The sequence below is a fragment of the Curtobacterium sp. PhB136 genome, from assembly GCF_004346855.1.
Lineage (GTDB): Bacteria > Actinomycetota > Actinomycetes > Actinomycetales > Microbacteriaceae > Curtobacterium.
Genome location: NZ_SMGH01000007.1, coordinates 235,658 through 249,220, shown reverse-complemented (window position 1 = coordinate 249,220; position 13,563 = coordinate 235,658). Strand labels below are relative to the sequence as shown.

Annotated in this window: 10 protein-coding genes; 5 read left to right on the top strand and 5 right to left on the bottom strand. The window is 66.0% G+C overall.

Going from position 1 to position 13,563, the window contains the following annotated elements; genetic code table 11:
* Window positions 1-27: 27 nt before the first annotated feature.
* On the top strand, window positions 28-471 hold the full coding sequence (locus EDF27_RS13160) for an NUDIX domain-containing protein (RefSeq protein WP_123704599.1): 444 nt from the start codon (window positions 28-30) through the stop codon (window positions 469-471).
* A gap of 37 nt (window positions 472-508) precedes the next feature.
* Window positions 509-1,417 (top strand): aminoglycoside phosphotransferase family protein, encoded by a 909-nt coding sequence (locus EDF27_RS13155; protein WP_165931491.1) that lies wholly within the window; start codon window positions 509-511, stop codon window positions 1,415-1,417.
* A gap of 29 nt (window positions 1,418-1,446) precedes the next feature.
* Here the strand turns inward: EDF27_RS13155 and EDF27_RS13150 are convergent, their stop codons facing one another.
* Both EDF27_RS13150 and EDF27_RS13145 read right to left on the bottom strand, forming a co-directional pair.
* Window positions 1,447-2,877: a glycosyltransferase family 2 protein gene (locus EDF27_RS13150; protein WP_165931490.1), complete on the bottom strand. Its 1,431-nt coding sequence runs from the start codon at window positions 2,875-2,877 to the stop codon at window positions 1,447-1,449.
* 17 nt (window positions 2,878-2,894) lie between these two features.
* Window positions 2,895-4,265: a glycosyltransferase family 4 protein gene (locus tag EDF27_RS13145; RefSeq protein WP_132049228.1), complete on the bottom strand. Its 1,371-nt coding sequence runs from the start codon at window positions 4,263-4,265 to the stop codon at window positions 2,895-2,897.
* Between the two features lie 194 nt (window positions 4,266-4,459).
* Here EDF27_RS13145 and EDF27_RS13140 point away from each other — a divergent pair, with 194 nt between their 5' ends.
* Together EDF27_RS13140 and EDF27_RS13135 are read left to right on the top strand one after the other, a co-directional pair.
* Entirely contained in the window at window positions 4,460-5,281 is an 822-nt protein-coding gene (locus EDF27_RS13140; protein ID WP_132049226.1) for an ABC transporter permease, read from the top strand.
* A gap of 26 nt (window positions 5,282-5,307) precedes the next feature.
* The gene (locus EDF27_RS13135) at window positions 5,308-6,006 is read left to right on the top strand and encodes an ABC transporter ATP-binding protein (protein ID WP_243698343.1); all 699 of its coding nucleotides are present in this window, start codon (window positions 5,308-5,310) and stop codon (window positions 6,004-6,006) included.
* Window positions 6,007-6,064: 58 nt separating this feature from the next.
* On the opposite strand, the gene EDF27_RS13130 is transcribed toward EDF27_RS13135, so the two are convergent.
* From EDF27_RS13130 to EDF27_RS13120, 3 genes are read right to left on the bottom strand one after another with little or no spacing between them, the layout of a single operon-like run.
* Window positions 6,065-7,738 carry a glycosyltransferase 61 family protein gene (locus EDF27_RS13130; protein ID WP_132049224.1) on the bottom strand — a complete coding sequence of 558 codons (1,674 nt, stop codon included), beginning with the start codon at window positions 7,736-7,738 and terminating at the stop codon, window positions 6,065-6,067.
* A 47-nt stretch (window positions 7,739-7,785) separates the two neighbouring features.
* Complete coding sequence (locus EDF27_RS13125) at window positions 7,786-9,477, bottom strand: polysaccharide pyruvyl transferase family protein (RefSeq protein ID WP_132049222.1); 1,692 nt, start codon at window positions 9,475-9,477, stop codon at window positions 7,786-7,788.
* The gene (locus EDF27_RS13120) at window positions 9,474-10,625 is read right to left on the bottom strand and encodes an acyltransferase (RefSeq protein WP_132049220.1); all 1,152 of its coding nucleotides are present in this window, start codon (window positions 10,623-10,625) and stop codon (window positions 9,474-9,476) included. Before EDF27_RS13120 ends, EDF27_RS13125 begins: the two co-directional genes overlap by 4 nt.
* A gap of 238 nt (window positions 10,626-10,863) precedes the next feature.
* On the opposite strand from EDF27_RS13120, the gene EDF27_RS13115 reads away from it, so the two are divergent.
* Window positions 10,864-13,548 carry a CDP-glycerol glycerophosphotransferase family protein gene (locus tag EDF27_RS13115; RefSeq protein ID WP_132049218.1) on the top strand — a complete coding sequence of 895 codons (2,685 nt, stop codon included), beginning with the start codon at window positions 10,864-10,866 and terminating at the stop codon, window positions 13,546-13,548.
* Window positions 13,549-13,563 lie beyond the last annotated feature (15 nt).

Here is a 13,563-nt window from a genome sequence, read left to right as displayed (position 1 = left end):
AGCCCGTCGGTTGTACAAGGTGGTCGGATGACGGGGATCAGGAACATCGCAGTCGGGTTGCCGGTCAAGAGCAGTCATGTCCTGCTCTCCGAGTCGACGGACACCGTCCGCGGTCTCGTGTTCCACCGTGCCGTGGGTGGCGGCATCGAGTTCGGCGAACGCGCGGACGAAGCGCTCCGGCGTGAGTTCCGGGAAGAACTCGACGTGGCCCTCTCCACCGTGACACTCCTCGGCGTCATCGAGAACATCTTCGAGTTCGAGGGTTCCCCTGGGCACGAGTACGCGCATGTCTTCGCGGTGCAGTCGGAAGAACTGGACCGTGTCCCGCTCAGCGCGGAACTCGTCGTCCTGGACGAGGGCAGTCCGGTGCGGTGGGTTCCGCTCGACACGGAAACACCGGTCTTCCCGGAGGGCATCCTCGAGATGCTCACCGCGGCCGCCGACGCCGACGCCGACGCCGACGCCGGATGACCATCAGCGCTGGAACGATCCTCCCGGAAGCGACCTGATGCCCGGGCCGGCCGTCGAAGTGCCCGAAGGACTCGTCCGCGCGACGACGAACCGCGAAGGATCCGCCGGTACGGCGTGGCTCGCGGAACTGCCGGCGATCATCGGCGGCCTGCTCGACCGGTGGGGGTGCGAGCTCGACGGCGCCCCGATGCACGGTGAGGTCGCGATCGTCCTGCCGGTGCGGCGGGGCGAGACTGCCGCAGCGCTCAAGGTGTCGTTCCCGCACCCCGGCAACCGCAGCGAGCCGGACGCGCTACGCAGCTTCGGAGGGAACGGCGCCGTCCGACTCCTCGATGCCGACGCCGACTCGTTCGCGCTCCTGATGGAACGTGCTGGTCCCGACACGCTCGAGTCGATCGGGACGGCGGAGGAGGCGATCGAGACGGCCGGGTACCTGGCTCGGCGCCTCGCGGTTCCCGCAGGGCCGGCCACACCGGCGCTCGCGGACACGGCCGGAGGGTGGGAAGCGGAGCTCGATCGGCAGGTCGCACTCCTGCCCGGTGTCCTGTCCTCCGCGGTGATCGAGCGGACGAGGAGCACCATCCGGCTGCTCGGGGGCGACACGACCACGACGATGCTCCACGGGGACCTGCACTTCGGGAACGTGCTCAGCGCGGAGCGTGAACCGTGGTTGGCGATCGACCCGAAGGGCTGGCGTGGCAGCGCTGCCTACGACGCGTTCACCGTGGTCGCGGGGAAGCGCGAGGGACTCCGTGACGCTCCCGACCTCGGTCGGGTGTTCCGCGACCGGATCCGCCGGTTCGCGGACACGGCCGGCGTCGACGCTGCGACGGCGCTCGCTTGCGTGCAGGCGCGCGCGACGAGCTCGTACCTGTACCAGCGGCTGCAGCCGGGGGACTGGTTCGAGCTTGAGCTGCTCGAGTTCGCGGTGAACCTGAGCGACTGATCGCCTCGCGTGGAGGGGGTGCGGAGCGGTCAGCCGCGTCCGGTGATCGAGCGGATGCGCGCCACGATCCGGGGGTTCCGTGCGCCGAAGGTGAGGGCGGCGAGGCGGCGCATCGAGACCTGGGCGCGGTGCACGAGGAGGCCGGTCGCCTCTGCGATGTCGGTGACCGCGTGCCAGCGGGCGCGGAGGGCGGTCGGGTCGATCTCGGTCCGCGCGGCCGTCTCGATGGCCTCGACGAGGGACTTGCCGTCCTGCCAGGGCAGGGTCTCGTTCTCGAACCGCCGGAGGATCCGGTCGATGGCGTTCGCGCGGTGGTGCGTGACGGCCTGCGACCACCGGACGTCCTGCGGGATCGGGTCGACGAGGACCCACCGCGGGGCGTTGGCGTTCAGCATCGACAGCTGGCCGAAGGTGGTCAGGGCGCCGAGCGCGACGGCGACGTCGAAGATCTGGCGGGGACGGCCGCCGACGGCGATGAGCGCGCCGGGGAACGCCTGACGCGCTGCGCGGAGCTGCGAACGCGCGACGATGAGCGTGATGACCATGTGCTCGGGCGCGGCGGCGAGGACGGAACGGACGCGGGTCACGACGGCACCGTCGACCTCGGCCGGCAGGTGCAGCGCCGCGCGGACCGCGTCGTCGTCCGGCAGGAACGCGTCCGCGAACACGTCGACGGCGTCCCGGTAGCGGCTGAGGAACAGCGCGATCGCGCCGCCGTAGAACGGGTAGCGCTCGAGCAGGATGCGCTCGTGCTCGAGGCGGAGGGTCGGGCCGCGGTCACCGCTGAAGCTCGTCGACCCGGTGTGCAGGACGAGGGCGTGGTTCGCGAGCGCCGCGGTGTAGCCGTGCTCGTTGATGCGGAGGCAGAAGTCGTTCTCCTCGCCGTAGCCGGGGGAGAAGACCTCGTCGAACAGGCCGAAGCGGTCGATCGTCTCGCGGCGGATGAGGAAGCAGAAGCCCATCGCGACCGGCGCCAGTGAGAAGCGGGGGAGCAGGTACTTCACGCGGCCGTGCAGCTCACGGGTGCGCCGGGGTGCGAGGTTGGCGCGCGGGTTCCGGCGGGCGTAGGGGAACGACGCGATGGTGGCGTTGTCGCTCCGCGCGCAGACCACGCCGATCGAGTCGTCCTCGGCGAGGACCGCGGTCATCTCGTCGAGGAACCCGGGCAGCGGGACGGTGTCGCTGTTCAGGAGCAGGACGTCGTTGCCGGTCCGGTCGAGTTCGAGGACCGCACGGTTGCAGTTGCCGACGAAACCGAGGTTCCGCTCGTTGCGGGTGTACTCGAAGCCGGGGTGGTCGGCGACGAGCTCGAGGAGCCGACGCTCGATGGTGTCCACGTTCGGTCCGACGTCGTTCGCGAGGAGCACCCGGTCCACGGAGAAGTCGACGGTCTCGAGCAGGGCCTCGACGCAGCGTTCGAGCCCCGGCAGGTCGTCGTAGACCGGCACGACGATGGTCACCGGTCGACGGTCAGCGCTCATCGACGTGCCAGCTTCCGCATCACGACGCCCGGACGTGCGAGGACACGACCGACCAGGCCGGAGCGCGACCGGACGCGGCTCGCCAGCAGGCCGACCGCCGCACGGGCGCTCGTCGCACCGAGCGACGCGTAGGCACCGGGCAGCTCGAACCAGTAGCGCGCGACCTGGGGGAGCCGGTAGCCCTCCGTGCCGACCAACGCGACCAGACGTTCGATGGCGGCCGCGTTGTCGCGACCCGCACCGACGACGGTGGCGAGACGGTCCGGAGCAGCCGCACCGTGCCTCCCGGCCGAATCGGGGTCGGCCGCGTACGCGGCGAGAGCGTCGGCGAGACCAGCCGTGTCGTCCGCGTCGAACAGGGCGCCGGTGACACCGGGCTCGACGAGCTCGGCGCTGCCGCCCTGGCGGGAGGCGACGACGGCGCGGCCGAGCGTCATGTACTCGGCCGTGGTGCGGCCGAATGCCTCGATGGTGGAGGGGGTGACGCAGACGTCGGCGGCGTCGATGAAGGGCGCGGTGTCGCGCTGCTCACCCGCGAAGACGACGTGGTCGGCGACGCCGAGCGCGCGTGCGCGGTCGGTGAGGCGCTGGTCCTCGCCGGGGTGCTTCCAGCCGCCGACGAAGCAGACGCTCGCCGTGACGCCGCGCTCGCGCAGCGCTCCGAGCGCGTCGATGACGCGGTGCTGGCCCTTGGACTCCTCCACGCGACCGACGACCGTGATCCGGAGGCCCGGGTCGTTCTCCGGGAACGGCGTGACCGTCGGCGTGTCGGAACGGGTGCGCAGCAGCCGTTCGGCGTCGACGATCGGGTAGGCGACGGAGAGCTTCTCGGCCGGGATGTACTCGGCGAGGTGGTCGCGCATCGCCTCGGAGTTCGTGATGACGGCGCCGGAGAAGAGGCCGATGTCGCCGAGCGTCGCCGCGCGACCGGTCTGGAAGTGCAGCCCGTGGTCGAGGTCGCCGTACTCACGGACGAACCAGGCCTGCGGGATGCCGAGGACCGCGGCAGCGAACGACGCCCACGGTGCGACGAGGGTGTTCGTGACGACCAGGTCGGGGCGGTTCCGCTCGTACTCGGCGATGATCGCGCGGACGGCGGCGTAGTCGACCGTCGCGAACGCGGCTCGTTCCGCCGCCGGAGCCGGCTGCGGACTGGGGAGCGCCCACCCGCGGAACCGCAGCGCCTGGTAGCGCCAGCCGCGCTCGTCGAGGGCTTCGATGAACTTGCCCCTGGGTGCCTTCGTGATGAACGACGGGGTCATCGAGGGGTCGAGTGACTGCCAGTCCTCCACGAACCGGATGAGCGACCGCTCAGCGCCGCCGAGACTCACGGGCGCTGTGGAGTGGTTCGCGAAACTGACGAGCACCCAACTACTCTACAAAGGATTCCCCAATCGTTCTCCAACCAGCCACCCCCAAGTGCGGGGTGGCATACATAGACGGTCGCGAGGCGCTCGACATACGTGTGCGAGAATGTCTCGTCCTGATCCTGATCGGGCCGCCTCGTCCTGATCTGATCGGGCCGCAAGGGCGCGCCCCGGAGGAGCTGTAACCGAAAAGCATGTCCTACCTCAACGAACTCGTGTCGTCCCGCGAGCTCCTCGCGAACCTCACGGCGCGCGAGGTCAAGGGAAAGTACCGCCGTACCGTCTTCGGTCAGCTGTGGTCCCTGATCAACCCGCTCGCGACGATGCTGATCTACACGATCGTGTACTCGTTCATCTTCCGGGCACGGCTCGAGGTGGGCGACCCGAGTGGGCTGAACATCTACCCGCTGTGGCTGATGTGCGGTCTGCTGCCGTGGATCTTCGCGCGCAACGTGATCAACTCCGGGATGACGTCGATCGTCTCCAACGGGTCGCTGATCAAGAAGGTCTACTTCCCGCGGATGACGCTGCCCCTGGCGGCGGTCGGGTCCTTCGGCTTCACGTGGCTCGTGGAGATGGGCGTGCTCCTGATCGTGCTGGCGATCGCCGGCTCGAACTTCTGGCTGTACCTGCCGCTCATCGCGCTGACGATGGTGTTCCTCGCGATGTTCGCCGCCGGGCTCGGCCTGATGCTGTCGATCATCAACGTGCACTTCCGCGACATGCAGCACCTGGTCGGGATCGGCCTGCAGATGTGGATGTACCTGTCGCCGATCATCTATCCGCTCTCGCTGGTGGAGGACGCCGCGAACAAGTCGGGGCACTCGTGGATCATCCACGTCTACAAGCTCAACCCCATCGAGCGGTTCTCCACCGTGTTCCGCAACCTGATGTACGACAACCGGATGCCGAACTGGACCGATCTGGTCGCGTGCGCTCTGGCGGGATGCCTCTCGCTCGCGCTCGGCTACTTCGTGTTCTCCCGCAACGAGAAGAAGCTGGCTGAACTGCTGTGAGCGATGCTGCCGTCACCGTCGACCACGTGTCGAAGCGATTCCGTATGTACAGCGAGCGCAACGACTCGCTGAAGAGCATGGTCATGCGCGGCAAGAAGTCCGTGCACGAGGACTTCTGGGCGCTCAAGGACGTCTCGTTCGAGGTGCCCCACGGCACGACCTTCGGCCTGATCGGCAAGAACGGGTCCGGGAAGTCCACGTTGCTGAAGTGTCTGGCGAAGATCCTCTGGCCGGAGCAGGGCTCCATCACCGCCCGCGGCAAGCAGGCGTCGTTGCTCGAGGTCGGGTCGGGCTTCCACCCGGAGCTCTCCGGGCGCGAGAACGTGTTCCTGAACGGGTCCATCCTCGGCATGAGCCGGAAGGAGGTCACCCGGAAGTTCGACGAGATCGTGTCGTTCTCCGGCGTCGGCCACTTCATCGACCAGCCCGTGAAGAACTACTCGTCCGGCATGTACGTGCGGCTCGGGTTCTCCGTCGCCGTCGCCGTCACGCCGGACATCCTCGTTGTGGACGAGGTACTCGCCGTCGGTGACGCCACGTTCCAGAAGCGCTGCCGTGAGAAGTTCAAGGAGATGAAGGCAGAGGGACGCACGGTCATCCTCGTGTCGCACTCCATGAGCACCGTCAAGGACATGTGCGACGAGGTCGCGTGGTTGAACCGTGGCGATCTCCAGATGATCGGCAAGACCAAGGACGTCGTTGACGCGTACAACAAGACCGTCTGATCCATCCGCACTGCTGCACATGAGCCCCGGCCCGTTCACGGACCGGGGCTCATGTGCATCAAGCGAGCAGTTGATCGAGGTCGGTGCGGTTTGCGTCGAAGTCGAAGTCCCATGCGGAGTTGAAGGCCTCGGATGAGAACTTCCCGGCCGGATGCTCGACGTCCGGCCGGGACCAGAAGTAGTGGATCTCGTCCGCGAGGAGCGATGCGATCAGGTGCTCGTTCCGTCCGGTGTTCGCCTCGTGCGAAAGCACGATGACCTTCTCGAGGTGCTCGGCGAAGATCATGTCGTACATACCGGCCCCGGCGAAGCCGGCGACGACAGCGGCGTTACCGACAACGTGAGCCCTCTCGTCGGCCGCCATCGTGTCCACGTCGACGATCTCGAATCCGTTGTCGGCGAAGTAGCGCTCGACGTCTTCGCGGTTGCGCGGGCCGGGGGTCTCCGGCGTGGACTGACGAGTCACGAACACCTTCCGCCGGTTCTTGCCGTCCGGAGTGACGAGCGCACCGCGGAGGTGCTTCCAGACGTCTCGATTCACGGGGTGGACGTAGTGGCGGCCGCCGTTCTGCCATGCCTGGGAGGCGCTCACGAACCGGTCGACGGTGACGTTGCGGTGCTCCCATTGGATGTCCTCGGGCGCGATCCCGTAGGCCTCGAGGACGGTCCGCTCGAACGACGGGTCCCAGCCGGCACTTGGAGTTCGGTAGAGCGCGCGGAGGGACGGGTCGCGCTCCTTTGCTTCCTTCCATCCCCAGAGCTTCGCGAGTGACTCCGTGATGAAGTGGCCCGCGTCGCCCGGGACAGCGCTGGTCAGGTCGTAGAAGGACCCTTCGAGGTGTGCGCTCTCTTCGTCCCCGGGGATGAGCGCGGCGACGAGGTCGTTGAAGTTCCTGAGTCGATCGTTCCAAGCGCGCCATGGGTGCTTGAAGGAGCTCGGCAAGACGGTTGCGCCGTTGATCGCGAGCATCGCGTCCTTGATCTGTGTCGCTCCCCGGAACTCGCGGAGCGTCAGTTCCGGGTACCGCATGTCCTTCGACGGGATCCGGTGATCCGACATGGTGCCATGGGACATCACGCTGAGTGTGCTCTTGGCCGTGCCCGCGGGGCGAGAGCCGAGCAGACGAACGTTGTTCGCACCAAGGCGCGTCGGGAGGATGCGCATCGCGTCCTCGTCCTTGACCTTGACGAGGTGATCTCGGTTCTTCTCCGTGACCGAGTACCCGTTCGCGTCCTTTGTGACACCGACGGACGCTTGGAGTTCCGCGATCTCAGCGGCGCCGATCCGACGTGAGGTCAGCGACTGGACTGCGGCGTCCCACACCGTCTCGACCGGTACAACTGGGGAGATGAACGAGCCGCCCTCGGCAATGTGGAAGAAGAAGCGCTGCCAGCGCTGCAAGCGGTCCGCGAGCGTCTCAGCCTGCTCGTCGATCACGGCAGCTACCGGACCGACCGACGCGATGTATTCGGTCATCGCGTCGTTCGTGCTGGCCTCGACACTGTTGACGCCTTCGAGGTCCAGCATCGACTCACCGGTGGTGATGACATGGAGGCGGAACTGGAAGGCGGTGCGCCACTCGGCGAGTGACTCGACGGTGCGCTGGCCAGCGATCACGATGACGGGACGCTGGAGGTCCCGCAGTGCTTGTACGTGATCACGGAAGAAACTGTCCGAGTTCGACTGCCGACGACGCCATCCGCGGGCCTTGCCCGCCCCGACTGCAACCATGCACAGAAGGCTATCGGACCGCTGGGACCCGTCTGTCCATCAGAGGATCAATCCCGTTGACGCTTGAGTGCCGAAAGTCGATCGGCGATCTTCGTGATGCGCCTCTCCCGGTACCGCTGTACTTCGGAGCGGAACTGACGTGCGGCAGTCCGCCAATCGTTTCGTTCGCGTTCGGCAACGTCGAGCTGGTTCTGCAACTGAGTACAAACCTCCTGCACGCTCCGGAGCTCTTCGCGGCGCGAATCGAGTTCTGCGCGAACCGATCGGATCTCGCTCTCTCGTTCGACGACGATCTCGTTCGCTGCCGTCAACCGCTGACGTTCCTCCCGGAGCGACTCCGCTGCCGCTCTGTGAGTCGACTCAATCAATTCCTCCTGCCAGAGCAAAACTTCTTCAACTCGTCCCCTTGCCGACGCCTCGTCTCCGATGAAGTGCGAAAGAGACCGCGACGGCGCCGGCGCTCCCGGCCCCTCGGGGTCAGCGAGCGCGACGAAGCGCGTGGGTTCGACCCCGCTCTGGGGCGGTGCCTTGGCATCACCGACGATGCCGTCCCACCAAGAGACTTGATTGGTCTTCCGCTCAGCGCTCGCGGACGTCACCGCTTGTTGGTGAGCACCGGCCTCGATCGTTGTGGAGATGAAGTCAGCAAGCAAGCCAGGGTCCGACAGGAGCGCGGCAGGAAGGATCAGGTCAGCGGCCCCGTACTGGCGAGCTGCACCACGCATCCGATTCCAAGTGTAAGCAGTGTGCGCAAGACCGAACGGAACGAGGCCGATCTGACCGGAGAACACGATTGGGTGATAGCGAGTCGACAGGGAGAACGCCGAAGCGGTCATGACATCTAGCACCGCGCCGGACCGAAGCAGCGGGAGTTCAACGGCGTGCGAGGACCGGGCCGCGATCGAGTTGTGCGAGACGACATCGTCCTTCGAGATCCTGGGGTCGAAGGACCCGGCATGTGGGACGAGGACCGGAGTGCATCCGGTCCTCTCAGCCACCGCATCGAGCGCAGAAGCCACCTCGTCGAAGTAGCGCTCGATGTCGTTGTCGTCGTCGATCCATCCGGGGCGCTCGAAGCTGGCGACGAAGTATCGATCGGGGAGCAACGACCGAACGACGGCCGGCGCATCCTCCCGGGCGAGCAGCAGGGCATCATCGCCCGTGTACGCCACAGTCTCCGGGTGTTCCGTCAACGACAGTGCCGTCTCGAGAGACGTTCGCTCCCGAACTCCGAAGCGGCGAGAGGAATTGATGATCTCCCGGATCACCGGGACATCGGCCGGCCGGTAGGTGGCTCCGAGCGACTGGCTCGTGACGAAAACGGGCCTTCCGAAGTGTCTGGCGACGCGTACGAGCGCGAGTCGCTCGTAGAGCTGATGTACGAAGGTGCTCGTGAGGTTGCCGCCGCCCGCGATGAGCACGAAATCACTGTCGTGTACGGCGTCGTAGACGCTGTCCGCGGGGCCCTCGCCGCGGGCGTATCCGTCGAGGGGAGCGAGCACCTTGTCGAGGTGACTGTCGTGCCAAGCACGCGGCCAGCGGAGTTTGAAGTGGAACCGAGAGACGGCTGAGGTCCCGTGAAGCGCGGAGGCAACGTCGGCGTCAGCTGCGATCAAGGTGACCTCATCGACTCCGCGGAGCCGGAGCTGCGTGATGGCTGCCTCGGTCATTGCTTCGTCGCCGACGTGGTACAGGTCGGGCCAGCCGATGTCGCCCATCACGACCGCGCGGAGTGTCACGACTGGCTCGTCTCGACGCTCGAGCGCGTGACCGACGGTTCAAGTCGAGCCGGATGGGACGAATCCGGAGCGAGGCTCTGACTCAGGACGCGGCGAAGGGCAGGGCCGCCTCGTCGCTCCACGAGGAAGTGGACGCCAAAGGCCAGAAGGAGCGCCACCGCTGTTGCCAAGAACAGCGCAGGTATCCAGCCGAGCTGCTGCGTGTGCTCGATGACCACCCAACCGATCTGTTCATGAAGCAAGTAGAGCGGGTACGTCAATGCCCCGAGGAACGAGAGCCACCTCCAGCCCACTCGCCGGAGTGGACTCATCGTGACTACCGCTACGGCTGCAAAACAAAGCATCACGCACGTGAGCGCGGCCATTGACGGGACGCCGCTGCCCGTCGTCCCGAGGATGCGTTCCGCAGCTTCTGGCGCTGAGGTGGCGAAGGCCATCAGGAGATCTGCGCCCACGGCAAGCCAGCGGAGCGTCGAGTGGCCGTTGCGGACGATGAGGAAGAGCATCATTCCGCCGGCGAACAGTGCAGCGTACTGCCAGACCAAGATGTACGCGACGAAGTCGAAGTGGGTCTTCTCCGCGATGGCTGCCACGACCGGCCATAGGACGGCGAAGGCGACGAGCCGTCGCTCCGTCATCCCGATGAGGATGAAGACTGCCATCAGCGCGTAGAAACGCATCTCTACCCACAAGGTCCAGTAGACCCCGTCGACGTGCGGCACAGCGAAGGCCTCCTGGGCCATCGTCAGGTTGATGAGGACGTCACTCGTCGAGATCCAGTGCGCTCCGTTGATGACGAGGACTCCCGCAGTCACGAGCACACAGGCCCAGTAGGCCGGATAGAGGCGCGAGACTCGAGATGCGACGAACTGGTGCAGGGGACGACCCCAGGCGGTCATGAGGATCACGAAACCGCTGATGACGAAGAACAAATCGACACCGAACACGCCGTACTTCGTGATGTCGAAGACCTCTGGTGCTCGGGAAGCCACGGGCGTTTGCCAAGCATCGGTCTCCCGAGCGGTGAAGTGAAAACCAAGCACGGTGAACGCGGCGACGAAGCGCAGCCCGTCGAGCATCGCGAAGCGCGGTGCTTTGGGTTCGCGTGCGCGACGTCGCGTCATCGCCGGCGGGGAGGGCTCGACCATGCTGTGAAACACCTTCGCTGGAACGTTCAGGGGGTGAGACCCAGCACGGCGCTGCGAACGACAGCAGGTCACCGGATCGGATCCTCGTTGATCCTAGAGGCCGACGGACACCGTCGGTCGCGCACTGCACCGCGAGGATGGCTCGACCTATGCGCGGGTTTGGGTAGAGTGCTAGCGCCCGAACGCCATCTCGATAGGGGAGCACGTGCCCGCCAACCGACGTCCGTTGATCAGCGCTGTGGTCCCCACCTACAACGTCGCGGATTACCTTCCCGCCTTCCTCGATTCGATCGAGGCCCAGACATCCGACATGGCTTCTGTCGAGATCATTGTCGTCATCGACGGTTCGCCTGACGACAGCGCGAGCATCGTCCGCGAGTGGGCATCGCAGCGTTCGCTGAACGTCAACATCATCGAGCAGGAGAACAAGGGACTCTCTGGTGCGCGGAACACGGGTCTCGCCGCAGCACAGGGAGAGTGGGTGACGTTCCCGGATCCGGACGACGAGCTCGACCCCCAGTACTTCGAGGAAGTCGAGAAGTTCCTTCGCCTCCATGGGCGTGCGGATGCACTGCACCCGGTCAACCTGGCCGCGGCGCACCAGCTTCGACTGACGCCCGCTGGTGAGATCGTCGACAACCACCCGCAGCGAACGCGTTTCAAGCTGGGATCGCGAATCGTCGACATGGCGGTGGAGCCGATCATCCAGCTCTCCGTCAACTCGTCCTTCATCCGCGTTGACCTCCTCCGTGAGAAGGGCATCGAATTCGATGGGCGAGTTCGACCGACGTTCGAGGACGGGCACCTGACTGCTCGCTACCTCCTGGAGACCGGGAGCCATCATCTCGGGCTCATGGCCTCAGCGAAGTACCGATACCGCCTGCGGGGAGACGGGAGCTCGCTCGTCGAAGGTGGCTTCAGCAAGCCCGAGAAGTACACGAACCAGGTGGAGTTCGGCTATTTAGATTTGTTGGAGCGCGCCACGGCGCAGCTCGGGCATGCTCCACGCTGGCTCGAGAACACAGTGCTCTACGACCTGCACTGGTACTTCAAGGGTGAGCAGTCTGTGCATTCGACCACCGCGAGCGCACCACCCGAGACTCTCCCGCGCTTCCACGAGCTCGTCGAACGCATACTCAGCCTGCTCTCCGACGACGCCGTGCGGAGCTTTGACGTCACCGGCATGGAGTTCGCCGTGCGTCATGCGCTGATGTACGGGTACGACGACGTTCCGTTGCGCCACGACTGGGTCAAGCTGTCGGACGTCGATGAGCGCCGACAGCAGATGAAGGTCTCGTACTGGTTCACGGGACCTGTGCCGGAAGAGCGGTTCGAACTCGACGCCGAAGACGCCGGGCCCATACACGAGACGGTGCGCGACTACACGTTCTTCGGCCGCGTGCTCATGCGAGAACGGCATCTCTGGTTCCCGCGCGGTCGGCGCTTGGAGATGTGGCTCGACGGGCAGAAGGTGCACTTCACCCGGTGGAACCAGAACGGTCACCCCGACGCGCTGACTCCGGCGCTCATCGACCCGCAGATCCGTGCCATCCGGCGCCGCGTTCGCGCGGACTTCTCTCCGTCCACGGGGCTGAAGGCTCATGCTCGGGCACGAGCCGGCAAGCTCGTTCGAGACCTGCGCAACAAGTGGTCTGACAGAGGGATCACCGACGAGGCCATGCAGTGGCTCGTCCGGAGCCCGAAGATCCGCCGCCAGTTCGAGCACGCCTGGGTGTTCATGGATCGAGACACCGATGCGAACGACAACGCCGAGCACCTGTACCGGTGGGTGCGGAAGAACCGCCCAGAGGTCAACGCCTGGTTCGTACTCCGGCGGGACTCGGCGGACTGGGACCGACTCGAGCGCGAGGGCTTCCGACTTGTCGAGCCGAACACGACGCGTTGGAAGCTCCTGCTCCTCCACGCTGACCACCTTGCGTCGTCCCACGCGGACCACTACGTGACCGATCCCCTCGATCGGCGCCGGTACGGTCGTCATGCCTTCCGCTTCACGTTCCTCCAGCACGGTGTCATCAACTACGACATGTCTCGGTGGCTGAGCTGGAAGGGGTTCGATCGGTTCGTCACAACTACGCGCGCTGAGTTCGATGCGATCGCCGGACACGGTCCGTACTCGTTCTCGTCGCATGAGGTCGTGCTCACGGGCCTGCCCCGGCACGACGCGCTCCAGCAGAAGCGCGAGGAGAGCACGGTCCGCGACCTGATCGTCATCATGCCGACCTGGCGGCAGTGGCTCCTCGGGGACCGTATCGGCACGTCGAACGACCGTAAGCGGATTCCCGACTTCCGATCGACCGAGTACGCGCAGATGTACGAAGCGCTCCTCAATTCGGAAGAACTCGCCGAGCTGGCTCGTGAGACGGGAAAGCGAATCGCGTTCATGCCGCACCCCAACGTGCGTCAGTACCTTTCCGAGTTCGAGCTCCCGGCCCACGTCCAGCTGTTCAGCTTCGCCGACCAGAACGTACAGGACGTGATCGCTCGTGCAGCTGCCTTCGTCACCGACTACTCCTCGCTCGGTTTCGAAGCTGCGTTCGTCGACGTGCCCTTGACGTACTTCCAGTTCGATTCAGAGCGGTTCTTCGACGGAACGCATGTCGGGCGACGCGGATACTTCGACTACGAGCGCGACGGGTTCGGACCGATTGCTCGGGACGTGCCTGCGGTCATCGCCTCGATTCGAGAAGCCGCCGCAAACGACTGGGAGTCGCCGCGTCGCTATCGTGACCGCACGGCCGCAACCTTCCACACTCGCGACGGTGGGTCGTCCGAACGGGTCTTCCAAGCGATGCTCGGCTTGGATCGCCCCGAACACGCTCACGCCGAGGCTCCGCTCGCCGTCACGGTCGAGGAGGACGAATCGGCGACCGAGACGGACCAGCCGGCCGCAACGCAGTCGTGAGTCGCTGAACGAGCG

Excerpts from the sequence above, each read along its gene's own strand:
- EDF27_RS13160 (WP_123704599.1), top strand. The coding sequence starts at position 28 with ATGACGGGGATCAGGAACATCGCAGTCGGGTTGCCGGTCAAGAGCAGT.
- EDF27_RS13155 (WP_165931491.1), top strand. The coding sequence starts at position 509 with ATGCCCGGGCCGGCCGTCGAAGTGCCCGAAGGACTCGTCCGCGCGACG.
- EDF27_RS13140 (WP_132049226.1), top strand. The coding sequence starts at position 4,460 with ATGTCCTACCTCAACGAACTCGTGTCGTCCCGCGAGCTCCTCGCGAAC.
- EDF27_RS13130 (WP_132049224.1), bottom strand. The coding sequence starts at position 7,738 with ATGGTTGCAGTCGGGGCGGGCAAGGCCCGCGGATGGCGTCGTCGGCAG.
- EDF27_RS13120 (WP_132049220.1), bottom strand. The coding sequence starts at position 10,625 with ATGGTCGAGCCCTCCCCGCCGGCGATGACGCGACGTCGCGCACGCGAA.